Origin of the sequence: Leeia sp., from assembly GCF_041909055.1 — a bacterium.
Lineage (GTDB): Bacteria > Pseudomonadota > Gammaproteobacteria > Burkholderiales > Leeiaceae > Leeia > Leeia aquatica.
This window is the reverse complement of sequence record NZ_JAYREC010000006.1, coordinates 272400-297064: the sequence shown is the minus strand read 5'-3', so window position 1 is coordinate 297064 and position 24665 is coordinate 272400. Positions and strand designations below refer to the sequence as shown.

26 protein-coding genes and 1 other RNA gene are annotated in these 24665 nt (G+C 62.1%); 17 read left to right on the top strand and 10 right to left on the bottom strand.

Translation table 11 applies throughout. The features are described from left to right. Nucleotides 1-97 precede the first annotated feature (97 nt). From ACE3O2_RS15980 to ACE3O2_RS15935, 10 genes are all read left to right on the top strand, one after another. Nucleotides 98-736, top strand: coding sequence for a cytochrome c (locus tag ACE3O2_RS15980; protein ID WP_374339185.1), 639 nt, complete (start codon nucleotides 98-100; stop codon nucleotides 734-736). 200 nt (nucleotides 737-936) lie between these two features. After that, a complete protein-coding gene (locus ACE3O2_RS15975; RefSeq protein ID WP_374339183.1) occupies nucleotides 937-2982 on the top strand; it encodes a cytochrome c biogenesis protein ResB in 2046 nt (681 codons plus the stop codon). Between the two features lie 2 nt (nucleotides 2983-2984). Next, on the top strand, nucleotides 2985-4121 hold the full coding sequence (gene ccsB / locus ACE3O2_RS15970) for a c-type cytochrome biogenesis protein CcsB (protein WP_374339181.1): 1137 nt from the start codon (nucleotides 2985-2987) through the stop codon (nucleotides 4119-4121). Between the two features lie 76 nt (nucleotides 4122-4197). Then, nucleotides 4198-4509: a c-type cytochrome gene (locus tag ACE3O2_RS15965; protein ID WP_168878187.1), complete on the top strand. Its 312-nt coding sequence runs from the start codon at nucleotides 4198-4200 to the stop codon at nucleotides 4507-4509. A gap of 152 nt (nucleotides 4510-4661) precedes the next feature. Further along, nucleotides 4662-5078 (top strand): RNA polymerase-binding protein DksA, encoded by a 417-nt coding sequence (gene dksA / locus ACE3O2_RS15960; RefSeq protein WP_168878188.1) that lies wholly within the window; start codon nucleotides 4662-4664, stop codon nucleotides 5076-5078. Between the two features lie 5 nt (nucleotides 5079-5083). Beyond that, on the top strand, nucleotides 5084-5500 hold the full coding sequence (locus tag ACE3O2_RS15955) for a Fur family transcriptional regulator (protein WP_374339179.1): 417 nt from the start codon (nucleotides 5084-5086) through the stop codon (nucleotides 5498-5500). Between the two features lie 102 nt (nucleotides 5501-5602). After that, on the top strand, nucleotides 5603-6814 hold the full coding sequence (gene zigA, locus ACE3O2_RS15950) for a zinc metallochaperone GTPase ZigA (RefSeq protein WP_374339176.1): 1212 nt from the start codon (nucleotides 5603-5605) through the stop codon (nucleotides 6812-6814). After that, nucleotides 6807-7457, top strand: a complete 651-nt coding sequence (locus tag ACE3O2_RS15945) for an ABC transporter ATP-binding protein (RefSeq protein WP_374339173.1) — start codon at nucleotides 6807-6809, stop codon at nucleotides 7455-7457. Before zigA ends, ACE3O2_RS15945 begins: the two co-directional genes overlap by 8 nt. Then, nucleotides 7454-8755: an FtsX-like permease family protein gene (locus ACE3O2_RS15940; protein ID WP_374339171.1), complete on the top strand. Its 1302-nt coding sequence runs from the start codon at nucleotides 7454-7456 to the stop codon at nucleotides 8753-8755. The genes ACE3O2_RS15945 and ACE3O2_RS15940 overlap by 4 nt, the downstream gene beginning before the upstream one ends. A gap of 5 nt (nucleotides 8756-8760) precedes the next feature. Continuing rightward, complete coding sequence (locus ACE3O2_RS15935; protein WP_374339169.1) at nucleotides 8761-9246, top strand: DUF3299 domain-containing protein; 486 nt, start codon at nucleotides 8761-8763, stop codon at nucleotides 9244-9246. A 2-nt stretch (nucleotides 9247-9248) separates the two neighbouring features. Here ACE3O2_RS15935 and ruvA read toward each other — a convergent pair whose 3' ends face one another. From ruvA to ACE3O2_RS15915, 4 genes are read right to left on the bottom strand one after another with little or no spacing between them, the layout of a single operon-like run. Next, the gene (gene ruvA, locus ACE3O2_RS15930; RefSeq protein ID WP_374339167.1) at nucleotides 9249-9833 is read right to left on the bottom strand and encodes a Holliday junction branch migration protein RuvA; all 585 of its coding nucleotides are present in this window, start codon (nucleotides 9831-9833) and stop codon (nucleotides 9249-9251) included. 34 nt (nucleotides 9834-9867) lie between these two features. Beyond that, nucleotides 9868-10383 carry a crossover junction endodeoxyribonuclease RuvC gene (gene ruvC, locus ACE3O2_RS15925; RefSeq protein ID WP_168878194.1) on the bottom strand — a complete coding sequence of 172 codons (516 nt, stop codon included), beginning with the start codon at nucleotides 10381-10383 and terminating at the stop codon, nucleotides 9868-9870. Further along, nucleotides 10383-11060, bottom strand: a complete 678-nt coding sequence (murU, locus tag ACE3O2_RS15920; protein ID WP_374339164.1) for an N-acetylmuramate alpha-1-phosphate uridylyltransferase MurU — start codon at nucleotides 11058-11060, stop codon at nucleotides 10383-10385. Before murU ends, ruvC begins: the two co-directional genes overlap by 1 nt. A gap of 11 nt (nucleotides 11061-11071) precedes the next feature. Further along, on the bottom strand, nucleotides 11072-12079 hold the full coding sequence (locus ACE3O2_RS15915; RefSeq protein WP_374339162.1) for an aminoglycoside phosphotransferase family protein: 1008 nt from the start codon (nucleotides 12077-12079) through the stop codon (nucleotides 11072-11074). 91 nt (nucleotides 12080-12170) lie between these two features. Between ACE3O2_RS15915 and ACE3O2_RS15910 the strand changes: the two genes are divergently transcribed. From ACE3O2_RS15910 to ACE3O2_RS15890, 5 genes are all read left to right on the top strand, one after another. After that, a complete protein-coding gene (locus tag ACE3O2_RS15910) occupies nucleotides 12171-14393 on the top strand; it encodes an LPS-assembly protein LptD (RefSeq protein WP_374339160.1) in 2223 nt (740 codons plus the stop codon). Nucleotides 14394-14414: 21 nt separating this feature from the next. Beyond that, on the top strand, nucleotides 14415-15716 hold the full coding sequence (locus ACE3O2_RS15905) for a peptidylprolyl isomerase (protein WP_374339156.1): 1302 nt from the start codon (nucleotides 14415-14417) through the stop codon (nucleotides 15714-15716). Between the two features lie 5 nt (nucleotides 15717-15721). Next, nucleotides 15722-16702 (top strand): 4-hydroxythreonine-4-phosphate dehydrogenase PdxA, encoded by a 981-nt coding sequence (pdxA, locus tag ACE3O2_RS15900; RefSeq protein ID WP_374339154.1) that lies wholly within the window; start codon nucleotides 15722-15724, stop codon nucleotides 16700-16702. 89 nt (nucleotides 16703-16791) lie between these two features. After that, complete coding sequence (rsmA, locus tag ACE3O2_RS15895; protein WP_374339152.1) at nucleotides 16792-17553, top strand: 16S rRNA (adenine(1518)-N(6)/adenine(1519)-N(6))-dimethyltransferase RsmA; 762 nt, start codon at nucleotides 16792-16794, stop codon at nucleotides 17551-17553. 11 nt (nucleotides 17554-17564) lie between these two features. Further along, on the top strand, nucleotides 17565-20183 hold the full coding sequence (locus ACE3O2_RS15890; protein ID WP_374339150.1) for an EAL domain-containing protein: 2619 nt from the start codon (nucleotides 17565-17567) through the stop codon (nucleotides 20181-20183). A 1-nt stretch (nucleotide 20184) separates the two neighbouring features. On the opposite strand, the gene ACE3O2_RS15885 is transcribed toward ACE3O2_RS15890, so the two are convergent. The 6 genes from ACE3O2_RS15885 to ACE3O2_RS15860 form a co-directional block, all read right to left on the bottom strand. Next, the gene (locus ACE3O2_RS15885; protein WP_374339148.1) at nucleotides 20185-20985 is read right to left on the bottom strand and encodes a sulfite exporter TauE/SafE family protein; all 801 of its coding nucleotides are present in this window, start codon (nucleotides 20983-20985) and stop codon (nucleotides 20185-20187) included. Continuing rightward, on the bottom strand, nucleotides 20982-21449 hold the full coding sequence (locus tag ACE3O2_RS15880; protein ID WP_374339146.1) for an EVE domain-containing protein: 468 nt from the start codon (nucleotides 21447-21449) through the stop codon (nucleotides 20982-20984). The genes ACE3O2_RS15885 and ACE3O2_RS15880 overlap by 4 nt, the downstream gene beginning before the upstream one ends. Before the next feature lie 60 nt (nucleotides 21450-21509). Beyond that, nucleotides 21510-22094 carry a 5-formyltetrahydrofolate cyclo-ligase gene (locus tag ACE3O2_RS15875; protein ID WP_374339144.1) on the bottom strand — a complete coding sequence of 195 codons (585 nt, stop codon included), beginning with the start codon at nucleotides 22092-22094 and terminating at the stop codon, nucleotides 21510-21512. A 42-nt stretch (nucleotides 22095-22136) separates the two neighbouring features. Continuing rightward, nucleotides 22137-22310: non-coding RNA, 6S RNA (ssrS, locus tag ACE3O2_RS15870), on the bottom strand. A gap of 37 nt (nucleotides 22311-22347) precedes the next feature. Further along, nucleotides 22348-22662, bottom strand: coding sequence for a cell division protein ZapA (locus ACE3O2_RS15865; protein WP_374339142.1), 315 nt, complete (start codon nucleotides 22660-22662; stop codon nucleotides 22348-22350). Further along, on the bottom strand, nucleotides 22659-22892 hold the full coding sequence (locus tag ACE3O2_RS15860; RefSeq protein WP_374339140.1) for a hypothetical protein: 234 nt from the start codon (nucleotides 22890-22892) through the stop codon (nucleotides 22659-22661). The genes ACE3O2_RS15865 and ACE3O2_RS15860 overlap by 4 nt, the downstream gene beginning before the upstream one ends. A gap of 52 nt (nucleotides 22893-22944) precedes the next feature. On the opposite strand from ACE3O2_RS15860, the gene ACE3O2_RS15855 reads away from it, so the two are divergent. Beyond that, nucleotides 22945-23934 (top strand): FecCD family ABC transporter permease, encoded by a 990-nt coding sequence (locus ACE3O2_RS15855; protein WP_374339138.1) that lies wholly within the window; start codon nucleotides 22945-22947, stop codon nucleotides 23932-23934. Further along, a complete protein-coding gene (locus ACE3O2_RS15850; RefSeq protein WP_374339136.1) occupies nucleotides 23915-24661 on the top strand; it encodes an ABC transporter ATP-binding protein in 747 nt (248 codons plus the stop codon). Before ACE3O2_RS15855 ends, ACE3O2_RS15850 begins: the two co-directional genes overlap by 20 nt. Nucleotides 24662-24665: the final 4 nt, after the last annotated feature.

Genomic DNA, 24665 nt, shown 5'->3' with positions numbered 1-24665 from the left:
CCCGCAGCCTTCCGCAACCTGCTGATTGTCCTTTTTTGTGCACATACCGCACCGGCCACAGCAGGCGCAGCATGACAAAACCACAAGGAGTTTCTGCATGAAACACACTCGTCTCGTGGCGCTTCTGTTGGCCACTGTGCTGGCTTCCGCCGCCAGCGCCGAAGCCAGCAAGGCAGATCCGGCCAAGGGCCAGAAGATCGCCAGCACCGTCTGTGCAGCCTGTCATGCGGCAGACGGCAACAGCACCGTGCCAGCCAACCCTCGTCTGGCCGGGCAACCTGCTGATTATCTGGTCAAGCAGCTGAAAGCCTTCAAGGCACCGGTTGACCCGAAAAAGCCGGAAAGCTACCGCGACAATGCCACCATGCGCGGCATGGTGGCCAACCTGTCTGAAGAAGACATGCTCAATGTGGCCGTCTACTTCGAGTCACAGAAAGCTAAGTTTGGTGTGACCGATACCAAGCTGCGCGCGCAGGGCGAGAAAATTTACCGGGGTGGCATCGCCAGCAAGGGCGTACCGGCCTGTATGGCCTGTCACGGCCCGACCGGTGCCGGCATGCCGTCGCAGTTCCCGCGCTTGGGTGGTCAGCACCCGGCCTATGTGGAAGCGCAAATGAAGGCCTTCCGTGACGGCAAGCGCGCCAACGACCCGGCCAAGATGATGCGCAGCGTGGCTGCCAAACTGTCGGACGATGACATCAAGGCAGTAGCCGCCTTCGTGGCAGGTCTGCACTAAGCGCCGCACCGTACCGCCATGCCGGTACGGACAGGCTGATGCAAGAGGCGGGCGTCCCGATGGGTCGCCCGTTTTGCTGTACGGGGCCAGACTGCGACAAAAGGTCGCAGCAGCCCCGGTTGATTTGCAACAAGGTGAGCATCTGCGGCTTGCGGCATGCTGCAGCCTGCCCGCTGTTTGCCCTGAAATGAGTATTGCCCGTGCGTAAACCCTCCATGTTGCGTGACGCCTATGACACCCTGAGCTCGATGCGCTTTGCCATCAGCCTGCTGGTGATCCTGGCGCTGGCAGCCATCATCGGCACGGTACTCAAGCAGAACGAATCCTATACCGGCTATCTGGTTGAGCTTGGCCCTTACTGGTTTGAGGCCTTCCGCCGCCTGGGCCTGTACGATGTCTATGGCAGTGGCTGGTTTATGACCATCCTCGGCTTTCTGGTGGTGTCGACCACCCTGTGCATCTATCGTCACACCCCGCAATTTGTGCAGGACATGCGCAGCTTCCGCGAGCAGACCACCCTGAAGTCGTTACGCCTGTTCAAGCACCACACCCCACTGGACACGCCGCTGCCCGAGGTCGAGCAGCTCCCGCTGCTGCAGCGCTACCTGCAAGGCAAGGGCTACCGCTTCAGAGTGGTCGACAACCGCCACACCCAGGAGCCTCATACCCTGCTGGCCGCCAAGACGGGCTCCTGGCAGCGCGCAGGCTATTTTGCGGCGCATCTGGCCATTGTGATGATCTGTCTGGCCGCGCTGATGGACGGCAGCCTGTCGCTGCGACTGCAGCAATGGTTTAACGGCAAACAAGCGGAAACCCGTGATTTGCCGGTCAGCCAATTGTCTGCCGCCAGCCGCCTGGATGACAGTAACCGCTCCTTCCGCGGCAATGTCAGTATCGCGGAAGGCGAACAAACCGACGTGGTGTTCCTCACCCAGGACAACGGCTTCTATGCCCAGACCCTGCCGTTCACGCTGGAGCTGAAGCGCTTTCAGGTCGAGCACTACCCCACCGGGCAGCCCAAGTTGTTTGCCAGCGATATCGTGGTGACCCGCAAGGACACCGGCGAAAAAATCATCGGCCGCACCGAAGTAAACAAGCCGGTGATCGTGGATGGTGTGGCCATCTATCAGGCCAGCTTCAGCGACGGTGGCTCGGCACTGGACTTCCAGCTGTGGCCGCTGGCGCAGCCCGGCGCACCGGCCCTCAAAGGCAAGGGTACCTCCTTGCGCAGCCAGCAGCTGACCATCGCCGGCAAGCCCTATACGCTGGAATTCCAGGAATTCCGCCTGTTCAACATCGAAGATTTCAGCAACAGTCAGGCCAAGCCCAAAGCCAAAACCACGGCAGACCAGCTGCAGGCCGAGATGGCCGATGCCCTGAAGGAAACCCGCGACCGTGCCTTGCGCAACGTGGGGCCCAGCATCACCTTCCGCCTGCGAGATGCCGCCGGCCAGGCGCGGGAATTCCAGAACTACATGCAGCCAATCCAGCTCGAAGGCGCCAGCTACTTCATCAGCGCCATGCGTACGGATGTCGGCGGTGCCCAGCAGTTCTTCCGCTTCCCGGCCGATACGGATGGCACGCTCACCGGCTATATGAAACTGCGGCAGCGCCTGCTGGACCCGGCCAACCGTGATGCCCTGACCGAACGGGTAGCGCGTGCCACGCTGGGCAATGGCGTACAGACCAGCCCGGCTCAGCAGCAATTCCAGGCCGCGACCCAGCGCATGCTGGAGAGCTTTGCCCGTAGCGGCTTTGCCGGTATGGATGAGCAGCTGCGCAAGAGTGTGCCGGAGGCCAAGCGGAGCGAAGTGGCCCAGCTTTATCTGCGCATCATGCGGGCCGCCGCCATGGAGGCCTTCCTGCAGGACAAACCGGAAGGCTACACCCCCACCGAAGCGGATGGCCGCTTTGTGATCGACAGCATGGTGTCCATCAGCATCAGCAAGGACTACGGCATGCCCTACCTGCTGCAGCTGGAACGCTTCCAGCAGCGGCAGGCCAGTGGTTTCCAGATTGCACGGGCGCCATTCCGCCCGTTGGTGTATCTGGGCTGCCTGCTGCTGGTACTGGGCGTATTCGCCATGTTCTACCTGAGCGAGCGCCGCATCTGGCTGGTGTGTCGGGATGGCAAGGTAGAATTCAGCATGGCGGGCAATCGCCAGACTCTGCAGTTTGAAGCAGAATATCGGCAACACCAGACTGCGCTCGCCACCCTGTTGCGCAGCCCTACGCAAGGAGCCTGAACATGGAACTCAGCCGTGAACTGCCGCTGACGCCTCCCACCCGCTGGCTGGACTGGAGCGGCATTGTATTTGCCCTACTGGTGCTGGCAGGGGCAGGCTTGGTGTGGGCACGCTTTCCGATGGACAACTACGATCTGGGCATCCTGCTGCTGGTCACGCCGCTGTTGATGGCATTTGGCCTGTACTGGCGTGCCATGCGCTGGGTGCTGCCGCTGGTGGGCGCGCTGAGCATGCTGTCGATCAGCCTGTATCAAGGCCAGGTGGCGAGGGCCGAAAACGTCTTCCTGCTCAAATATTTCTTGGCCAGCCAGAGCGGCATCATGTGGATGTGCACGCTGTTCATGTTCGCGCTGGTCATTGGGCTGGCCAGCCTGCCCTTGCGCTCGGCCTTTGCCGCCTCGTTCGCGCGCGGCCTGACCTGGGCTGCCGTGGTGATGGGCTTGACCGGCCTCTTGGTGCGCTGGCATGTCAGCTACCTGCTGCTGCCGGGCAATGGGCATATCCCGGTCAGCAACCTGTATGAAGTCTTCGTGCTGTTCTGCCTGATTGCGGCACTGGTGGCCTTGTTCTACTGTGAACGCTACCGCAGCCCGCAACTGCTGCCGCTCGCCTTGCTGGTGGTCAATGCTGCCGTGGCCTTCATCTTCTGGTACATCTTCAGCCGCGGTGCGCACGATATCCAGCCGCTGATCCCGGCCCTGCAATCCTACTGGATGAAAATCCACGTCCCGGCCAACTTCATCGGCTATGGTGCCTTCTCGCTGGCCGCCATGTGCGGGCTGGCCATCCTGCTGAAGGAGCCCACCCAAACCAACGCCTGGCTACCGGATGCCGAGGTGCTGGACGAAATCATGTACAAGGCCAACGCCATCGGCTTCTTCTTCTTCACCATTGCCACCATTCTGGGCGCGCTGTGGGCGGCAGAAGCCTGGGGTGGCTACTGGTCGTGGGACCCGAAGGAAACCTGGGCACTGATCGTATGGCTGAATTACGCCGCCTGGCTGCACATGCGGCTAGTGAAAGGCCTGCGTGGCCCAATCCTGGCCTGGTGGTCTTTGGTCGGTTTGCTGGTGGTGACCTTTGCCTTTGTCGGCGTCAACACCTACCTGAGCGGCCTGCATTCTTACGGCAAGCTGTAGCCGCCTGCAGAATACCTGTGCAGCAGCTACACTGTCTGATGAAGCAACTGTTTTCTGTTCACCCTGGAGTGTTGTCATGAAACGTTTTGCACTGCTGTTGGCGTCCTGTCTGGCCTTGAGCGCACTGAACGCGCAAGCCAGCATGGATCTGGCCAAGAAGCATAACTGCATGGCCTGTCACGCGATCGACAAGAAAGTGGTCGGTCCGGCATTCAAGGATGTGGCTGCCAAGTACAAGGGTGTCAAGGACGCGGAAACCACCCTGATCAACAAGGTGAAGAAGGGTGGCTCCGGCGTCTGGGGTCCGGTGCCGATGCCGGCCAATTCGCCGCAGGTGTCGGATGCCGACATCAAGGCCCTGGTCAAATGGGTACTGACCCAGAAATAAGTCCAGCACACGGGCTGCCACTTGGCGGCCCGTGTACTTTCGGACCCTGTACCTTCGCGCTGCCAACAGATTGTCATGTTGGTCTTGCATCATCCGTGGCTTGTCCGTTACCCTCTCTTATTCACTTCGTTGCCAACCGACGGTAAAAGATCATGGAAAACCGCGCTCTGACTGAAGAAGACATCCGCAACGACAATGGCGACGACTACATGAACGCGCGCCATCTCGAGTTCTTCAAAGGCTACCTGCAGAAAATGAAGCAGCAGCTGCTGGAAAATGCCAACGCTACCAGCCAGCACCTGCAAGAGCAGGAAGCCACCCCCGATCCGGCAGACCGCGCCACACTGGAAGAAGAGTACGCACTGGAGCTGCGCACCCGTGACCGTGAGCGCAAGCTGCTGATCAAGATCGACCAGGCCATTGCCCGCATTGATGCCAATGATTACGGCTACTGTGAAGACACCGGCGAGCCCATTGGCCTCAAGCGCCTGCTGGCCCGCCCGACCGCGACGCTGTCGATCGAGGCGCAGGAGCGCCGCGAGCGGATGAAGAAACAATACGCAGACTGATCCGCGTGTCTGCTGATCTGGATGCCGAGTCCCTGCTGCGGCGAACCGGGGAGCGGGTTACCCCCGCCCGCCGCCGCATTCTGGCCTTGCTGCTGGCCTCGCCCACGGCGCTAAGCCAGCAAGAGCTACTGCATGCGCTCGTGGATGGCCCTGCCATTGACCGGGTCACCGTCTATCGTGTGCTGGAGTGGTTATCCGAAAAGGGGCTGGCCCACAAGATCGCGGGTGAAGACCGCATCTGGCGCTTCAATGCCGCCAGCCACCGCATTCACCAGCACGCCCACTTCCAGTGCCAGCGCTGCCAGCGCATCTATTGCCTGGAGCATATCCAGGTTGACTGGCAGCCCCAGCTGCCAGATGGCTTCCGCCTGCATCATGCCGACATCACCCTGAAGGGCGATTGTCCGTCCTGTTCTCGCTGACCCTTTTCGACTGAATCCGGAAGTCATGCGCTTTAATGCAATCCGGTTGCATTTGAAAGGGCTTGCATGATTTAATGCAACAAAGTTGCATAAGGATAGACCATGCCCATTCCTGTTACCGTGCTGTCCGGCTTTCTGGGGGCCGGCAAGACCACCCTGCTCAACCACATCCTCTCCAACACCCAGGGGATGCGGGTCGCTGTCATCGTCAACGACATGTCGCAGGTCAATATCGATGCCGCGCTGGTGGCCCAGCACCCGGACATGGTGACCCGCACCGATGTCCGCATGGTCGAGCTCAGCAATGGCTGCATCTGCTGCACCCTGCGTGAGGACCTGCTGATTGAAGTCCGCAAGCTGGCCGAAACCGGTCGCTTCGATTATCTGGTGATAGAGTCAACCGGCATTGCAGAACCCTTGCCGATTGCTGAGACCTTCACCTTTACCGATGAAGATGGTTGCAGCCTGTCGCAGTTTGCCCGGCTGGATACCCTGGTCACCGTGGTGGATGGCTTCAATTTCCTGCGTGACTATGCCGACGATGCATTGTTGCGGGAGCGCCTGGACACCCCCGAGGACGATGATCGGGCGCTGGTCGAACTGCTGATTGAGCAGATCGAATTCTGCGATGTCCTGGTACTCAACAAGACGGACCTGATCAGCGAGGACGAACTGGCCCGCCTGCACCACATCCTGCAGCGCCTCAACCCGCGCGCGCAGCTGATCACCTCCCGCTTTGGGCGCATCCCGCTGGATACCATCCTCAATACCGGCCGCTTTGATTTTGAGGCCGCTGCTGAAGCACCAGGCTGGATGGCCACCTTGCGCGGCGAGCTGCACCCGGAAACCGAGCGTTACGCGATCGGCAGCTTTGTATGGCAGGCACGGCGGCCGCTGCATCCACAGCGCTTCTGGAACCTGCTGCATGGCGAATGGGCGGGTGTACTGCGCTCCAAAGGCTTCTTCTGGCTGGCCAGTCGTCCGCACCTGGCTGGTAGCTGGTCACAAGCAGGCGGGGCATGCCGCCATGGACCCGCTGGCTACTGGTGGGCTGATGTGCCTGAAGACCACTGGCCACAGGATGATTCTGCACGTGCCCACATTGCAGCCCGCATGGATGCGGAAACCGGCGACCGACGGCAGGAGCTGGTCTTTATCGGCATGGACATGGACGAAGCAGCCATCCGCACGGCACTGGACGACTGCCTGCTGACCGAGCCAGAATGGCAGGCTGGACCAGCGGCATGGCGCAGCTTGCCTGACCCGTTCCCGGTCTGGGAGCAGGATCTCACCCCTGAGGAAAGTCATGCTTGAGATTCGACAACTGCGTTACGCTTATCCAGGCCGGCCTGTGCTGCAGTGGCCCGACTTCGCTCTGGCCCGCGGTGAACAAGCCTTGCTGCTGGGCCCCAGCGGCAGCGGTAAAACCACCTTGCTGCATTTGCTGGCCGGCATGCTGACCCCGAGCGGGGGTGACATCCGTGTGGCAGACACCCTGCTCAACACCTTGTCTGGTGCAGCGCTGGATACCTTCCGGGGTCAACGCATTGGCGTGCTGCCCCAGCGGGTGAGCATGCTGGATAGCCTCAGCGTGCTGGATAATCTGCTGTTTGCACAATACTTTGCCGGTCAGCGTACGCAACCTTCACGCGCCCTGCACCTGCTGGAACAGCTGGACTTGCCCGAAGTGGCACCGCGCCTGCCAGCCCAGCTGAGCCAAGGCCAGCTGCAACGCGTGGCGCTGGCACGGGCGCTGATCAACCAGCCCGCTGTATTGCTGGCGGATGAACCTACCGCCAGTCTGGACGACACACGCGCAGCGCAGGTGGCCGACCTGCTGGCTGAGCATAGCCAGCAGCAAGGTTGCAGCTTGCTGATTGCCACGCACGATGCCCGCCTTAAAGCCCGTTTCACGCGCCACCTGACACTGGCAGAACCCATCCGGGGGCAAGCATGAAGCTGCTACATCTGAGCTGGCGCAATCTGTGGCACCGCCCCTTGCCCACCTTGCTGAGCCTGTTCTTGCTGGCCAGCGGTATCGCCACCCTGGTCGTGCTCTGGCTGGCCAGCCAGCAGCTGGGGGGGCGGCTGCAGCAAGAAGCCAAAGGCATTGATCTGGTGGTGGGGGCCAAGGGCAGCCCGCTGCAACTGGTGCTCTCCAGTGTGTACCATCTGGATATTCCGACCGGCAATATCAGCCAGCAGGATGCCCAGCGCTGGATGCATCATCCCATGGTGGCACGCGCCATCCCGCTGGCGCTGGGGGACAATCTGGGCGGCTTCCGCATTGTCGGCACCGACCCCGGCTATCTCGCGCTGTATCAGGGCCAGCTGGCCACCGGGCGACACTGGCAACAGCCCATGGAAGTGGTGATCGGGGCCGAAGTGGCCCGCGTCAAGCATATCCAGCTGGGCGATACCCTGGTGGGCAGCCACGGGCTGGAGGCCGGTGGTGAACTGCACAGCCACTCGCCGTATCGGGTTGTCGGCATCCTGCAAGCCAATGGCAGCGTGCTGGATCGACTGATCCTGACGCCTGTTGCCAGCGTCTGGCAAGTGCACGCACACGAGGCGGAAGAAGAGCACGAACATGAGGCGGACGGGGAGCACGAGCATGAAGCGGAGGCTTCCCATGCCCAAGAGGCAGAAGCCAGCCATGCTGATGAACACCATCAGGAGACCCATACCCCGACAGCTTCGCCCGCTTCCGAGCGAGAATTGACCGCACTGCTGCTGCAATTCCGCAGCCCGCTGGCGGTCGCCACCCTGCCGCGGGAGATCAACCGGCAGTCGGCGCTACAAGCGGCCTCCCCGGTCATGGAGGCAGCACGCCTGCAGCAATTGACCGCGCAGCTGTTACAAGCGGTGCAGGCCATTGCCGGCTTGCTGGTGGTGGCTGCCCTGCTGAGCCTGTTTGCGACCTTGTATCAAGCCCTGGAGCAACGCCGTGGCCAATGGGCGCTGATGCGCATGCTGGGTGCCAGCCGCAGCAAACTGTTTGGCAGCATGGTGCTGGAAGGCGCCTTGCTGTCAACCTTGGGAACACTGCTGGGCCTGCTGCTGGCGCACGGTTTGCTGTGGGGGCTGTCGCTGTGGCTGGCAAGTACGCGCCATGTGCCGCTGCCCCTGTCGGCGTTTCATCCCGCCGAGCTATACTGGCTGGCATTGGCGCCTGCTGCGGGCATAGTGACAGCCCTGCTCCCGGCGTGGCGCGCCAGCCGTACGTCGGTGGCGTTGACCCTGACACAAGGATAAACCGTATGCGCATCCTGGCCTTGACGCTACTGATGCTGGGTCTGGCAGCACAAGCCGCCCCCGCCAGCAAGCCGGCCCCCGCGTCCCCGCCCGCCCAGCCGGCCGTGGACCCTGGCCCCACCTTGCCAGCGCGCAGTGATGTGGTGTCATGGTCCATCCTGAAGCGCATACAGGTGGTGCAGCAAAACCGGGTGATGGTGCCTCGTTTTGACCCGGTGATCCTGGCGCTGGAAGGCAAAGTGGTCAAGGTTCAGGGCTTCATGCTGCCGCTGGACATGACCGAGCAGCAAAAACACTTCATTCTGTCTTCCGTCTCCCCCAGCTGCCCATACTGCCTGCCCGCCGGGCCGGAAGGGCTGATGGAGGTGGTCAGCCCCAGTGCGATCCGCTTCAGCCAGGACCCCGTGGTAGTGCAAGGCAAGCTGGTGCTATTGCACAAGAATGAAAACGGCCTGCTGTACAAGCTGGTGGATGGCAAAGCGACGCGCTGAACCTAGCCTTTGGCCAGCTGCTTCAGTGCCAGACGGATACCGTCTTCCACCTTGCAATCCGTTGGCAAGGCTTTGACCGCCAGTGCGGCCTCCTTCTCGCTATAACCCAGTGCCAGCAACGCTTGCAGCACATCATCACCGGTCGAGGTGGGCGGGGCAAACAGGCCCCCCCCCGCGACACCGCCCGGGTTGAACTTGCCACCCAGCTCCAGCAGCAAGCGTTCGGCCGTCTTCTTGCCAATGCCTGGCGTCTTGGCCAGCCGTGCCGCGTCTCCATTGGCAATCACCAGCGTCAGCTCGTTCACTGACAGGCCCGACAACACCGCCAGCGCCAGCTTGGGGCCTACACCGCTGACCTTGACCAGCTGGCGAAAGGCGTCCCGCTCTGCCCGTGTCAAAAAACCATACAGCTGCTGCGCATCCTCACGCACCACCAGATGGGTAAACAGGCGAACATCACCACCGGTCGGCGGCAGGTCGTAGAAGGTGCTCATCGGCACATCCAGCTCATAGCCCACTTGCCCTGCCAGCAGCAGGACGGCAGGTGGGGTCTTTTCCAGCACGGTGCCTCGCAGCAGACCAATCATGACGGTGACTTCCTTTCAGCAGTAAATACGGGATTCATACCAGCCGACCACCGCGCACGCGGAAGCCTTGGGTGGAGAGACGCCCCAGATGCCCGGCGTGGGCATGGCAGATGGCAGCGGCCAGCGCATCCGCCGCATCGGCTTGCGGACTGGCGGGCAGGCTCAGCAGACGCTTCACCATCTCCTGTACCTGCTCCTTGGCGGCGTGGCCATTGCCCACCACCGACTGCTTGACCTGCAGCGCAGTATATTCGGCCACCGTGATGTTCTGCGACACCAGCGCGCTGATGGCGGCGCCGCGCGCCTGCCCCAGCAGCAGCGTGGACTGCGGGTTAACGTTGACGAAAACCTTTTCCACCACCGCTACATCCGGGCGCACCTGCTGCACAATCTGCACAATGCTGTCGAATAGTACCTTCAACCGTGCGGGCAGCAGCCCCTCACCACTCTTGATGCAGCCACTGGTCACGTAGCTCAGCTGCTGCCCCTGCTGGTCCAGCACGCCGAAGCCGGTTACCCGCAGGCCAGGATCGATACCCAGGATACGCATTACCAGCCCACCTGGGCGACCCAATCACGCGCGGCTTCCAGCCGCTCCGGCGTACCGACATCCAGCCACTGCCCGGTATGTACCTCACCACCCAGCTGACCCGCATCCGCCGCCGCATGCAACAGCGGTGCCAGTTTGGCCACCTGATGAGGGGGCGTGTCACGGAACATCGCCGGGTGATACACGCCGATCCCGGCATAGGTGTGGCGGTTCACCTCAGCCCGCCCCAGCAGGCCGTCCACCAGCGAGAAATCGCCGCTGGGGTGATGCGGCGGATTGGGCACCATCACCAGCCAGGCCAGCCGCTGCGCCAGCTGGGCCTGCGCCCGTTGCAGCAAGGCGGGTAAATGGATATCGGTCAGCACATCACCATTGAGCAGCAGGAAGAGCTGCTCACCCAGCAAGGGCAGGGCGGTGGCAATGCCGCCCGCGGTTTCCAGCGCAGTCCCCTCGTGCGAATAACGGATACGTACCCCATACGCCGCCCCCTCGCCCAGCGCCGCTTCAATCTGTGCGCCCAGATGCGCCAGATTGATGACCACCTCGCGAATGCCCGCTGCCGCCAGATGACGCAGGTGCCAGCCGATCAGCGGCTCGCGTCCAACCTGCAGCAGCGGTTTCGGGGTATGGTCGGTCAGGGGACGCATGCGTTCGCCGCGCCCAGCAGCCAGGATCATGGCGCGGGTGATCAAAAGGTGTACCCCACTTGTTCCTGTTTGCCCTGCAACTCATCGAGCAGGCGAGCGATCGGCGTCAGCGCCGCATAGCGGCGGCAAGCACGCCCCAGGTAATCCAGTACCCGCGGCAGGTCATTCAGGTAGGCCGACTTGCCATCACGATGGTGCAAGCGAGCAAACAGACCGACCACCTTAAGGTGGCGCTGCACCCCGGCCCACTCGACATCCCGATAGAAGCTATCAATATCGTCCGGCACCGCTACCCCGGCCTTGCGGGCGGCACTCCAGTAACGCACCACCCAGTCCAGCACCGCCTCTTCCGGCCAGTCGATGTACGCGTCTTTCAGCAAGGAGGCCAGATCGTAAGCGACCGGCCCCCGCATGGCGCCCTGAAAGTCGATGATACCCAGACTACCATCGGCCAGCAGCATCAGGTTGCGGCAATGATAATCCCGGTGCATGAAGCATTGTGTCTGCGCGGTGAGGTTGTCCACCAGCGCCTGCTTGCAGACTTGCAGCCGTTCCTGCCAGCGTGCATCCAGCGTCGCCTGCAGATGCTGGCCCAGATACCACTCGTCAAAAATGGCCATCTCGCGCAGCATCATGGCGGCATCAAACGGCGGCAAGCTGACAGGGTCTACCTGCTGCTGCATGCGGACCAGGCTGTCCATCGCCATGCGGTACAGGGCTGGGGCCTGCTCCGGTGTCAAGACATCCTGATAATGGGTACTGCCAAAATCCTCCAGCAGCATGAAGCCCTGCTCAAGGTCTACCTGATGGCGTCGCGGTACCCGTACCCCCGCCTGCTGCAGCAAGTCTGCCACCTGCACGAAGGGACGGCTGTCCTCCAGCTCAGGCGGTGCATCCATGGCGACATAATGGCGGCCATCGCTCAACGTCAGCCGGAAGTAGCGGCGGAAGCTGGCATCACTGGAGGCAGGAGCCCAGTCAAATGACTCTCCGGGCAAGCCGTGTTGCAGCCAGCTTTTCAAAGCCTGTTCGCGTATCGTATTGGACAAGATCCATCCCGTCTTCAGGGGCTGACATGTTGTCGACCCCCTAATCATGTTAAAGTGCTGCGATTCTACATCAGGTCGCCCTGCGGTTTTCATGCTACGCCTCACACCCATCGCCTGTGCCTTGTTGACGCTGTATGCCAGCCCGCTGTGGGCTGCAGGTTCCGTGACGCCACAACCCGCCTCCAGTCAGGATGAGGGGCCGACGACCATCCAGGCAGGCCAGGTCAATGGCGTCTATGGACAAACGCTGGAAGCGGATGGTCAGGTCGAGATGAAGCGCCCCGGCCAGACCATCGTGGCAGACTGGCTGCGCTACCAGCAAGTGACCGAGGACCTGTACGCCAAGGGCCACATCCGCTTGCTGCAGCATGGCGACGATGTCCGAGGCAACGAACTCAAGCTCAACCTGAATAGCCGCATCGGCAACATCACCCAGACCGAGTACACCCTGGCCAACGGCAGTGCCCGGGGCCAGGCGGATGTGCTGGAGTTTGCCGGGCGTGACCGTTACCGCCTGAAGAATGCCACCTATACCTCCTGCGTCAACCCGGAGGCCGGTTGGTATCTGATCGCCAGCGACCTGTCGCTGGACTATACCCGTAATCTGGGCGAAGCCGAATCTGCCCGGCTGGTGTTCCAAGGGGTGCCGCTGGCCTACCTGCCCTGGATTGATTTCTCGCTCAATGGCGAGCGCAAGAGTGGCTGGCTGACCCCATCTATCGGTTCCAGCAACAAAGGCGGCGCCGAGCTGTCCACGCCCTACTACTGGAATATTGCCCCCAACCGCGACGCCACCTTCACACCACGCCTGATGGTGAAACGTGGCTTGCAATTAAAAGGCGAGTTCCGCTATCTGGAGCCCAGCTATGCCGGCGAGGTGACGGCCGAGTGGCTGTCGGACCGCAAGAGTGACCGCAACCGCTCCGGCCTGAAATGGCTGCACCAGCAACGCTTTGGTGCCTGGAACAGCGGTGTACGCATTGAGCGGGTGTCGGATGACACTTACTTTGAGGATCTGGGCGACAAGCTGGCGGTCAGCTCCACCGTCAACCTGCCACGTGAAGCCTGGATCTCGCGCAGTGAAAACGGCCTGTCTTTCTCGGCCCGTTTCCTCAAATACCAGACCCTGCAACCTAACCCCAAAAGCCTGGTAGATACGCCATACGCCAAGCTGCCGCAGCTGACCTTGAACTGGCTGAAACCCAATCTGGGCGGGGGCAACTTCGATCTTGACCTGCAGAGTGAATTCACCGCCTTCCGCCACCCGACCAAGGTAGACGGGACCCGGCTGGTGACTTACCCCAGCGTCAGCTGGTTGCTCAGCAGCCAGTCTGCCTACTTCAAGCCGAAAGTCGGCGTGCACGTCACCCACTACAACATCAATGCGGGCAACAACCGTACGGGCTTGACCAGCTCGACCCGCACCTTGCCCATTCTCAGTGTGGATAGCGGCCTGTTCTTCGACCGCGAAACCACCCTGGGCGGACAAAACTACACACAGACGCTGGAGCCGCGTCTTTACTACGTCAATATCCCCTACCGCGACCAAAGCAAGCTGCCGAACTTCGACAGCGGCCTGGCCGACTTCAGCTTCTCCCAACTGTTCAGCGAGAACCGCTATACCGGCAGTGATCGTATCAATGAAGCCAATCAGATCACGGCCGCGGTCACCAGCCGGTTGATTGACGATGATACCGGGGTGGAACGTTTGCGGGGCAGTATTGGTCAACGCTATTACCTGCGCAAAACCCAGCGGGTGGCACTGGATGGCAGCACCACGCCACGCAATGAGCGGAGCTCGGATATTCTGGCCAGCCTGGAAGGCCAGTTAGGGAAGAACTGGCATTTGAGCAGCAGCTGGCAGTTCAACACCAGCAGCCCACGTTCGCAGAAAGCGTCGCTGGACCTGCAATACAGCCCAGCCCCCGGTAAAGTACTGAATTTTGGCTACCGCATGGACCGCACGCCTGCAGCGGACAAGGATAGACTCAAGCAATTCGACATCTCCGGCCAGTGGCCGATTGCTCCGGGGTGGTACGGCGTTGCCCGCTGGAACTACTCGATCAAGGACAAAAAACCACTGGAAGTACTGGCCGGGGTGGAATACAACGCAGGCTGCTGGCAATTGCGCATGGTGGCACAACGATTTGTGACCTCTGGCGGCAGCAAGTCCACCAATTTTTTCCTGTTGTTGCAGATGTCTGATGTGGCCAGCTTCGGCAGTAACCCGAGCGACACCCTCAAGCGGGGGGTCAAAGGCTATGCCGAACCAGAACGGCTGGAAAGCGCCAACCCGACTGAAGTCAAACCCTAAGCCTATGAACGAGAACCAACCATGGCTCTGATCTCCCGACTCTCCCTGACCGGCCTGTGCGCCGCCCTGATGCTGTCGCAACCGGCCTTTGCCGCCAAGGTGATTACAGTCGACCGCATCGTTGCCGTCATCAACAAGAATGTCATCACCGCCCGCGAGCTGGACGAGCGCTTGCGGCTGACCCAGGCCAACCTGAAGCGTCAGAATGTCACCCCGCCCGCTGAGGACGTCTTGCGCGCCCAGCTGCTGGACCGGATGATCAATGACGAAGTGCAGCTGCAGTTTGCCAATGATAACGGCATCCGGGTCGATGATGCCCAGCTGGACGCGGCACTGAACCGCATCGCCGAGCAAAACCAGCTGACCCTGCCGCAGCTGAAGGAAGCACTGGCCAAGGATGGCATTCCGTTTGATCGTTTCCGTGACGACATCCGCCGTGAAATCCTGATGAACCGGGTCAAAGAGCGTGAAGTGGAAGACCGCATCTTCATCAGCGATGCCGAGGTCGACAGTTTCCTCAAGCAGCAAGCCGCTGAACAAGGCCATGGCAGCGAGTTCCTGCTGCAGAACATTGTGGTGACCGTCCCCGAGCAGGCCAGCCCGGAAGTGGTGCGCGAGCGCGAACAACGCGCCCAGGCCGCGCTGGCTGAACTTAAAGCGGGCAAGCCGTTTGCCGAAGTCGCCGCCGCTTACTCCAATGCCGGCAACGCCATGCAGGGTGGCCAGCTGGGCTGGCGTCCGGGCAACCGCCTGCCGGACATCTATGTGGAAGTGGCCAGCAAGCTGGACAAGGGTCAGTTGTCCACGCTGGTGAAAACCGCCAACGGCTTTCACATCATCCAGCTGCTGGACAAGCGCCAGAGCAATGATGCGCTGGTGGTGGAGCAGGTACATGCCCGCCACATCCTGATCAAGACCAATGAAGCGGTGTCGGAAGGCGATGCCAAGGCCCGCCTCGTCGCCATCAAGGAGCGGCTGGACAACGGTGGCAAGTTTGAAGAACTGGCCCGCCTGCACTCAGAGGACAGCAGCGCCAGCAAGGGCGGTGACCTCGGCTGGCTGAACCCGGGCGATACCGTGCCGGAATTTGAAAAGGCCATGAACACGCTGAGCCTGAACCAGGTCAGTGGTCCGGTACGCAGTCAGTTCGGCTGGCACCTGATCCAGGTGCTGGAGCGCCGCAAGCAGGATGTCTCGGGCGACCGTGCCCGGCTGGAAGCTCGCCAGGCCCTGAAAGAACGCAAGGCGGATGAGCAGTATGAGGAATGGGTGCGCCAGCAACGCGACAGCGCCTTTGTCGAAGTCAAGCTGCAGGACGAGTAAGCCCGGTGCAGCAGCGCTCCCTCCTGATCAGCAGCGGCGAGCCGGCAGGCATTGGTCCCGACCTCTGCCTGCAGCTACTGGACAGGACGCCGCCACGACCCGTGGTCATTGCCGGTGACCGTAACCTGCTGACGCAGCGTGCCCGGCAGCTGGGGCTCACCGTGACGCTGCCGGATTACGATCCGGCCTTTGACGTGCCTTGGTCGCTGCTGCCAATCGCCACGGCCACCACGGTTGATGCCGGTCAGCTGGATGCTCGCAATGCCCGTTATGTCCTGCAGCTGCTGGATGCCGGCATAGACGGCTGCATGCAAGACCGCTTCGCCGCACTGGTCACCGCACCGGTGCACAAAGGCATCATCAATGATGCCGGAATCACCTTTACCGGTCACACCGAGTATCTGGCCCAGCGCACGGCCACGCCCCGGGTGGTGATGATGCTGGCAGGTGGCGGCATGCGGGTGGCGCTGGCCACCACCCATCTGCCGCTCGCTGCGGTCAGCACGGCGCTGACAGCCGAGGTCTTGCAGGAAACCCTGACCATCCTGCACCACGCCTTGCAGCAACAGTTTGGCCTGCCGCAGCCCCGCATTCTGGTGGCGGGATTGAACCCGCATGCTGGCGAAGGGGGCCATATGGGCCGCGAGGAGATCGAGGTGATCGAGCCGGTGCTGCACACCTTGCGCACCCAAGGCATGCAATTGCAAGGCCCGTTGCCTGCCGATACCCTGTTTCAGCCCAAGTATCTGGCAAACGCGGACGCCGTACTGGCGATGTACCACGACCAAGGCCTGCCAGTGCTGAAATACGCCAGCTTTGGTGAGGGCATCAACATTACCCTCGGTTTGCCGATGATCCGCACCTCAGTTGACCATGGCACCGCACTGGATCTGGCCGGGACCGGGCACGCCCGGGCAGAGAGCCTGTGGGCCGCCCTGCTGGAGGCCGACCAGCTGGCACGCCACAGGTATTCACCCGCTGATTGATGTATCGGTTTGCCCGATCGGGTGAAGTTTCGCATAATGAAAACGCAATGACATGAGGTCGTCACACGACCCGCAGCTTCAGGGAAACCATGCACACCCCGCGCAAACGATTTGGCCAGCACTTTCTGGTCGACCACAGCATCATCGACGCCATTGTGCGTGACATTTACCCCCGCCCTGGCGAGCGGGTGGTGGAAATCGGGCCGGGTCTGGCAGCCTTGACGCAGCCTTTGCTGGCACGTCTTCATCACCTGGATGTGGTGGAGATTGACCGTGACATCGTCGCCCGCCTGCAAAAACAGTATTCGCCGGAGCAGCTGACCATCCACGCCACCGACGCGCTGCGCTTTGATTTTTCCAGCATCGGCAGCGACCTGCGGGTGGTCGGCAACCTGCCCTACAATATTTCCTCGCCGCTGCTGTTCCATCTAGCCCAGTATCGTCACGCCATTCGTGACATGCATTTCATGCTGCAAAAGGAAGTGGTGGACCGCATGGTGGCCGAGCCCGGCAGCAGTGATTACGGGCGGCTGTCTGTCATGCTGCAGTACCAGTTTCATCTGGAGTGGCTGCTGGATGTGCCGCCAGAATCGTTCGACCCGCCCCCCAAGGTCGACTCTGCTGTGGTGCGCCTGATTCCCAAAGCAGACACCGGGCTGGATGCCGCCAGCGAAGCGCGCCTCGGCCCACTGGTCACCGCCGCCTTTGCGCAACGCCGCAAGACCGTCCGTAATACCCTGTCGCAGTGGTTTGATGAAGCCGCGCTACGTGGCCTGGATGTCGATCCAGGGGCACGTGCCGAAACCCTCAGCGTGGCCACTTTCTGTCGGCTGGCCCAAGCCACTACCTAGCGCCCGCCACCATGACCACGCCCCACGCGATCCAGACCGACCCCGACAGCGCCCTGAGCCTGTATCAGGTCTATCTGGAATTGCTGGATGCGGTCGCCAGCCTGCTGCTGGCGGATGCCTCCGCCGAGGGGCTGCAAGAAGTATTGGCCGAGATCGGCCAGCGCTGCAATGCTTCGGTCTGTGTGCTCTACCAGCACTGCAGCCCTAGCGAAGAGGCCGAGCTGGTGGCGGCCAAGGCGGCCTGGGTCACGGAATCCCTGCTACCACGTTATAACGAGCTGCAGGTGTTGCGACACCTTCGCTATGACAGTTTCCCCGACCTGGCCGACCCGCTGCATGCGGGTATGGTGGCACGCACACCGCTGAGCAAGCTGCCACAGCTGGCTTCTACCTATCAGATTCTGGGCGATAGCCAGCTGATGCTGATCCCGCTGCTGCCGCGTGGCGAGCTGTATGGTTTTGTCGCCCTGGTGCGGCCTACCCAGCTACCGTGGCACAAGATCGAGATCAACATCCTGTGTGCCGTGGTGAATGATCTGGCGCTGGCGCTGGACCGTGACCATACGGCGCAGGATTTGGCCGTCAACCAGCAGCGTCTGCAAGCGCTGGTGGGCGCTACCGAAGACATTGTGGTGGAGTGTGATCTGCAGGGCCGAGTACTCAATCTGTGGTCCGATCACCCGCAATACCAGAAGCTGGATTACCGCCGCCTGATGCTGGAGGCCGTGCTCCCCGCCGGCATCGCCAATCCGCTACGCGACCTGCTGCCGCACCTGCTGCGCCACAAAGGCAGCCGGGTGCTCCGCTGCATTGACAACGGCAGCTACCCGCCCAGCCACTACAATGTACGCCTGCAGGCGGTGCCGGATGCAGGGGGGCTGCAGCACAATCTGGTGGCCCTGATCCGCGATGTCACGCCGCTGGTACAGGAAGAGCAGCGCTGGCAAACCATGCTGCAGACGCTGGACCTGCTGGATGAAGCCGTGCTGGAACTCACCGCCTCCGGCATTCTGCGCCATGCCAGTACCGCTTGGGCGCGCCTGCGTGGCACCCCCGAGGAGTGGATCGGTGACGACTATGGTTACCCGTTAAGCCGTTGGGTACACCCGCAGGACCATGCCGAGCTGGCCCGTGCGCTGAATCAGCTCAGCCATGGTGAACGCAAACAGACGGAGCTGCGCTTCCGCCTGCTGCATCCTGGCGAACCCTTGCTTTGGGTTGAGGCTCGCTTGCTGGCGCAGCGCCCACACCCAAGTGCCCCCCTGGAGGTACATGGGGTGCTGCGCGATGTCACCACCGCGTACCAGAATGAACGACGCATCATGCAGATGGCCTTGTATGATGCCTTGACCGAATTACCCAACCGGCTGCTGCTGGATGACCGCTTGCACGAAGCCATCCATTACGCCAAGCGGCACAAATGCAAGGTGGCGCTGGGCTTCATCGACCTGGATCATTTTAAGCTGATCAACGATAGCCTGGGCCACAAGGCGGGTGATGAGGTGCTGGTATCCCTGGCGCAGCGGCTGAAAGCGGTGCTGCGAGAAGAAGATACACTGGCACGCTGGGGAGGGGATGAGTTTGTGGTGCTGTTGCCCGCACTGGCCGACTTGTCCACCCTGGCCGCCATCAGCGAGCGCCTGCGCGAAGTCGCCCGGCAGGGCATCACGGTAGAGGGGCTGGAAACCAAACCCTCCATCAGTATCGGCATGGCGGTTTTTCCTGACGATGCTGACAGTGCACAAGGGCTGTTGTCGCTGGCGGACCATACCCTGTTCCACGCCAAGGCTTCCGGGCGCAACAACGTCCAGTTCTACCGCGACATTGCGGATCGTCAGGCGCTGGACCGCAATCATGTGGTACTGCAAGGCTGGTTTGCTGATGCCGTGCAAAAGCGGGATCTTCAGGTGTTCTATCAGCCGGTGGTGGATGTGGGCAGTGGCCAGATCACCAGCTTTGAGGCACTGGCGCGCTGGTACGATGATCAGTTGGGCTGGGTCAGCCCCACGGTGTTCATCCCGCTGGCCGAAAAAACCGGCCTGATCCGTGAACTGGGCGAGGTGGTGCTGGATACCGTGCTGCAGCGTCTGGTGCAGTGGCGCCAGCGCGGCATCCTACAGCCCATTGCCATCAACGTTGCCCGTGCCCAGCTGTTCACTGCCGGTTTCGTTGCCATGCTGCAGGACAAGGTGGCGCAACACCAGCTGCAGCCCGCTGACCTGATCATCGAAATCACCGAGAGCACGGCACTGGCCGATGTCTCCCGCCAGACCCACTTCCTCAACCAGCTGGAATCCTCCGGCTTCATCATCGCGCTGGATGACTTCGGCACCGGCTATTCCTCGCTGTCACAACTGCACGAGATGCCAGTCAACGTGCTGAAGATCGACCCCAGCTTTACCGCCAAACTGCATACCGAGCGCGGACGACGCATCGTGCAGGCGGTGGTGCAGATGGGGCATGCGCTGGGCTTGCGCATCATTGCCGAGGGCGTGGAAGACGAAGCCACCTTGCGCCAGCTAGTGGGACTGGGCGTCGCCCACATTCAGGGCCACTGGTTCAGCGAAGCTGTGCCCGCCGGGCTGGTGGATTCGCTGTTGAGCCAGCCCTTGCGGCTGGACCTGGTCTAGCCTACAGCAGCGAGTTGGCCATCTTGATGGCCCCCAGCAGCAGCAGCAGGGCAAATCCCCGCTTCAGGGCCGCTACCGGTGCCTTGAGTGCCCAGTAGGCCCCCAATGGCGCACACAGCACGCTGGTTAGCACAATACCGGCAAGTGCAGGCAGATACACCAGCCCCAGGCTCGAGGCAGGCAGGCCTGGCTTGCCCCAGCCCGCCAACACGTAACCCACGGCCCCCGCCAGTGCAATCGGCAAGCCAATCGCCGATGAGGTGCCAATGGCCCGCTTCAACGGCACCTGGCACCAGCTGAGGAAGGGTACCGACAGCGAACCGCCACCAATCCCCACCCAGGATGACACCGCACCAATCACACCGCCGGCCAGCCCCATGCCCGGCCAGCCCGGCAAGGCACCACGCGCGGGAGGACGCAAGCCAAAGCCCATCTGGATCGACACCAACGTGGCAAACACCACAAAGAAAACCTTGAGGAACACCGGCGACAGCTGTGCCGCCAGCAGGCTGCCGCACAGGGTACCCAGCACGATGCCGGGGCTGATGTGCCGTACCACACCCCAGTCCACATTTTGAGCGCGGTGGTGGGCGCGGCAGCTGGAGAGCGAGGTGAACACGATGCTGGCCAGCGACGTACCCAGCGCCAGATGCGGCACCCAGTCCGCAGGCAAGCCCTGCTGGTGAAACACGAACACCAGCGCCGGTACAATCACCAACCCGCCCCCCACACCCAGCAGGCCCGCCAGCACGCCTGCAACCGCACCAATCGCCAGATACCAACCCCAGGCCGTCATCATCATGCAGCGCCCTCCAGCAACGTCAAGACTGCCTGCCAATGTTGCGGGTCAACCGGGGTGATGGAAAGACGATTCCCCCGCTGCAGCACCCGCATGTCCGCCAGTTCCGGTCGCTCGCGCATCTCCTGCAAGGACAGCAAGCGGGTCTTGCGCACCAGCCTGACATCCACATTCAGCCAGCGTGGGTGTTGCGGGTCAGATTGCGGGTCATGATAGGGGCTCGCTGGGTCGAACTGGGTCGCATCCGGGTAAGCCGCGCTGGCCACCTCGGCCAGACCCGCGATGCCGGGTTCAGCACAGCTGGAGTGGTAAAACAGCACCCCGTCGCCCAACTGCATCTGGTCCCGCATGAAGTTGCGCGCCTGATAATTGCGCACGCCAAACCACGCTACCGTCTGTTGTGGCATGGCGGCCAAATGATCAATGCTGACCTCGTCTGGTTCCGACTTCATCAACCAGAATAGCATGGCAGGCTCCTGCAGGGACGAGGGCTTGATGATGGCGCAAGGCGGCGGGCAGGGCAAGGTTTAGCGGGCGGGAAAACGCTGCCAGCCCTGCTCGGTGAGCAGCGCGTCCAGCCGAATGTCCCACGGATCAACCGGCAAGGCCTCCACCTGCTGGCACGCATAGGCCAGCCCAACCAGCCAGGGTCCGGCGGCACGCCGCCCACGCAGGGAGGCGAGGGTGGCATCGTAGAAGCCGCCGCCCATGCCCAGCCGGTAACCCTGGCGGTCGACACCGACCAGTGGCAGCAGTAGCAGGTCCAGCTTTTCTGCGCGCCGCCGGTCCGGGTGACGGCACTCCGGTATCTGGTAACGATTGTGGTACCAGCGCGAGCGTGCATCACAGCGGGTGAACCAGAGCCTGCGCCCGCGCAGCGGCAGCGCTGGCAGATAGCAGGCTACGCCGCGCTGCACCAAGGCCTGCAGCAGGGGGCGTGGGTCAATTTCATCCGGCATGGGCCAGAACAAGCCAACACGACGCGCCTTGCCCGCACGGGCCTGCTGGGCAAAACGGGTGGGGAGCGCGCGGGCAATCCGCTGGCGTTGCGACGGCGACAAGGCCCGCCGCCGGGCTTTCAAACGTTTGCGCCAGGCCGACTTCTCAATCATGCCTTCATCCACAACGTTGCAAGTGGGCGAGATGCCCAAGGAGGTACCCCCGCAGGTGCCGTCCGATGCTAGTCTTGAACCTAAGGTTCAAGGGGCCACCTGGGCAAAGTTTCAGGCAATTTCGCATTGGAATTGCACACCACTTCGCGAGTCTGGCAGCCGGGGTGTTTATATTGGTTCAAAGATATCGCACCAAAACGAACACCGCAGGGATAAACCGGAAAATTCCGTGATGACAGCCGAATTGAAGGGCTCAGAACAGCGAGGCTTGCTGCTCGGACAACACCTCATCCATCACTGACTGCATGCGCGCCATTCTACGCTTAAAGTCGCCGATGTCAAAATCAGGCGAGACCTTGAGATGCAGGAATTCATGGGTAATATTGAGGGCCGCCATGATGGCAATACGGTCGATACCGATGATCTTGCCGCCATCGCGGATCTCGCGCATTCGGGCATCCAGATAATGGACCGCTTCAAGCAGACCGGCTTCTTCATCGGCCGGGCAGGCCACGCGAAACTCGCGGCCCATGATGTTCACGTCCAGCCCCTTCAGCTCGCTGCTCATGCGTCCTCCGGCAACTGTTCGATCAACTGCTCCAGCCTTTGGCTGGCCGTACTGATTTTCTGCAGCAACTGGCTGTTGTCCTGCTGTACGGAAGCCAGCTCCATCCGCAGCTGCCGGTTTTCTTCCCGCAGTTGCTGACTCAGGCGCGCCAATGCGATGATGCGCTCTTCCAGTTGGTTCAGTTCGGCTTCCATCGGACCACTATAATCGGCAAAATCCTGCGTCGTCAAGGCTTAAGCTGCGATAGTGCAAGTATTACCGCAACACGGATTGATGCGCCTCATGACCCGATCGCTGCACCCACCGCCCCCCTTGTTGCGGCTAGCCCTGCTGGCTGGCCTCTTGCTGCTGGCCATGGCGCTGGCGCTGGCGCTGGGCAGCCTGCCACTGAGTCTGGCAGAGCTATGGGCGGTACTGCACGGTCAAGGCAGCCCGCTGGCGCACAGCATAGTGTTTGAACTGCGGCTGCCACGCATGCTGCAGGCCATGCTGGTGGGCGGGCTGCTCAGTCTGGCTGGCTGGCAGATGCAGCTGCTGCTGCGTAACCCTTTGGCCGATCCGTATATTCTGGGCATCTCCAGTGGCGCAGCCTTGGCCGGTCTGCTGGGCCTGCTGCTGGGGGTCAGTGGGCTGTGGCTCAATCTGTGGTCGGGATTGGGCGCTGGTGCCAGTCTGCTGCTGCTGCTGCTGCTGGCCGGTCGCAGCAGCAGCGAGCGGCTGTTGCTCACCGGCGTGATGCTGTCCAGCCTGTGTGTCTCCGGGGTTAGCCTGATTTTGTCATTGGCACCCGGTGAACGCTTGCGCGGCATGCTGTTCTGGCTGATGGGCGACCTCAGCCAACCCGTCCCATACTGGCCGCTGCTGCTGATCTTGTTGGTCAGCGCCATCATCAGTGCCGTACTGCACCTGCCTCTGGCGATCCTGTCACAGGGTGAAACCCTGGCTTATAGCCTGGGCGTGGCCATCCGCCCCTTGCGATTGCTGCTGTTACTGCTGGCCAGCCTGCTGACGGCCAGCGCGGTGATGACGGCAGGCAGCATCGGCTTTATCGGCATGGCGGTACCGCACTTGGCCCGGCTGCTGTGTGGCACGGCCCTGCCCGCGCAACTGGCAGGTTCCCTGCTACTGGGCCCCGCCTTGTTACTGCTGGCCGATACCGCATCCCGTACTTTGTTTGCCCCGCTGCAGATTCCGGTCGGGGTCTGTACCGCGCTGTTTGGCGCACCCGTCTTCTTGTGGCTACTGTACCGTCATGGCACCACTGCGCGTTGAACATCTGAGGTTACAGGCAGGCGGTCAGTGCTTACTGGCCGACTTGTCGCTGACCTTTCCGGCGGGAAGCTGCTGGGCCATCCTGGGCCGCAACGGTGCCGGCAAGACCAGTCTGCTGCGGGCATTGAGTGGTTTGCACGTCGCCACGCACGGTCAGGTGTGGCTGGCAGAGCGGCCAATTGCGCAATGGCCTGCCCGCGAGCGAGCACAGCGGCTGGGGCTGCTACCGCAACACCCGGACATGGCACGGGACGTGCGCGTGCTGGAATACCTGGCCCTGGGTGATTTTCTGCGCAGCCCGATGCCCGCCGCACGGGCTGAGCTGCTGCTACAACAGTTTGAGCTGACGAAGCTGATCGAGCGGCGGCTGCACCAGCTTTCCGGCGGCGAGCGACAGCGGCTGGCCCTCGCCACGCTGGCAGCTCAAGCGCCAGCAGTGATGCTGCTGGACGAGCCCCTGAACCATCTGGACCTGCCCCACCAGCTCCGTACGCTACACTGGTTGCAGCAGCGCGCCGGGTTGGGTGATCTGGTCTTGCTGACCTTGCACGATGTGAACTGGGCGCGCCGTTATTGCAGCCATGCGCTGCTGCTGGATGGCGCAGGCGGCTGGGCCGCAGGTACCGTCAGCGAGATGCTGACCCCGGAACATCTGTCACAGTTGCTGGGTCATCCGCTGCACACAGCGCAAGGTGACGAGGGCTGGCTGATTCCAGCCGCGACTTGAGACA

What these genes read in the sequence shown, in the direction of transcription:
- ACE3O2_RS15980 (WP_374339185.1), top strand. Translation starts at nt 98, where the DNA reads ATGAAACACACTCGTCTCGTGGCGCTTCTGTTGGCCACTGTGCTGGCT.
- ccsB (WP_374339181.1), top strand. Translation starts at nt 2,985, where the DNA reads ATGGAACTCAGCCGTGAACTGCCGCTGACGCCTCCCACCCGCTGGCTG.
- ACE3O2_RS15965 (WP_168878187.1), top strand. Translation starts at nt 4,198, where the DNA reads ATGAAACGTTTTGCACTGCTGTTGGCGTCCTGTCTGGCCTTGAGCGCA.
- dksA (WP_168878188.1), top strand. Translation starts at nt 4,662, where the DNA reads ATGGAAAACCGCGCTCTGACTGAAGAAGACATCCGCAACGACAATGGC.
- zigA (WP_374339176.1), top strand. Translation starts at nt 5,603, where the DNA reads ATGCCCATTCCTGTTACCGTGCTGTCCGGCTTTCTGGGGGCCGGCAAG.
- ACE3O2_RS15945 (WP_374339173.1), top strand. Translation starts at nt 6,807, where the DNA reads ATGCTTGAGATTCGACAACTGCGTTACGCTTATCCAGGCCGGCCTGTG.
- ACE3O2_RS15940 (WP_374339171.1), top strand. Translation starts at nt 7,454, where the DNA reads ATGAAGCTGCTACATCTGAGCTGGCGCAATCTGTGGCACCGCCCCTTG.
- ACE3O2_RS15935 (WP_374339169.1), top strand. Translation starts at nt 8,761, where the DNA reads ATGCGCATCCTGGCCTTGACGCTACTGATGCTGGGTCTGGCAGCACAA.
- ruvA (WP_374339167.1), bottom strand. Translation starts at nt 9,833, where the DNA reads ATGATTGGTCTGCTGCGAGGCACCGTGCTGGAAAAGACCCCACCTGCC.
- ruvC (WP_168878194.1), bottom strand. Translation starts at nt 10,383, where the DNA reads ATGCGTATCCTGGGTATCGATCCTGGCCTGCGGGTAACCGGCTTCGGC.
- murU (WP_374339164.1), bottom strand. Translation starts at nt 11,060, where the DNA reads ATGATCCTGGCTGCTGGGCGCGGCGAACGCATGCGTCCCCTGACCGAC.
- ACE3O2_RS15910 (WP_374339160.1), top strand. Translation starts at nt 12,171, where the DNA reads ATGCTACGCCTCACACCCATCGCCTGTGCCTTGTTGACGCTGTATGCC.
- ACE3O2_RS15905 (WP_374339156.1), top strand. Translation starts at nt 14,415, where the DNA reads ATGGCTCTGATCTCCCGACTCTCCCTGACCGGCCTGTGCGCCGCCCTG.
- rsmA (WP_374339152.1), top strand. Translation starts at nt 16,792, where the DNA reads ATGCACACCCCGCGCAAACGATTTGGCCAGCACTTTCTGGTCGACCAC.
- ACE3O2_RS15890 (WP_374339150.1), top strand. Translation starts at nt 17,565, where the DNA reads ATGACCACGCCCCACGCGATCCAGACCGACCCCGACAGCGCCCTGAGC.
- ACE3O2_RS15885 (WP_374339148.1), bottom strand. Translation starts at nt 20,985, where the DNA reads ATGATGATGACGGCCTGGGGTTGGTATCTGGCGATTGGTGCGGTTGCA.
- ACE3O2_RS15880 (WP_374339146.1), bottom strand. Translation starts at nt 21,449, where the DNA reads ATGCTATTCTGGTTGATGAAGTCGGAACCAGACGAGGTCAGCATTGAT.
- ACE3O2_RS15875 (WP_374339144.1), bottom strand. Translation starts at nt 22,094, where the DNA reads ATGATTGAGAAGTCGGCCTGGCGCAAACGTTTGAAAGCCCGGCGGCGG.
- ACE3O2_RS15865 (WP_374339142.1), bottom strand. Translation starts at nt 22,662, where the DNA reads ATGAGCAGCGAGCTGAAGGGGCTGGACGTGAACATCATGGGCCGCGAG.
- ACE3O2_RS15855 (WP_374339138.1), top strand. Translation starts at nt 22,945, where the DNA reads ATGACCCGATCGCTGCACCCACCGCCCCCCTTGTTGCGGCTAGCCCTG.
- ACE3O2_RS15850 (WP_374339136.1), top strand. Translation starts at nt 23,915, where the DNA reads ATGGCACCACTGCGCGTTGAACATCTGAGGTTACAGGCAGGCGGTCAG.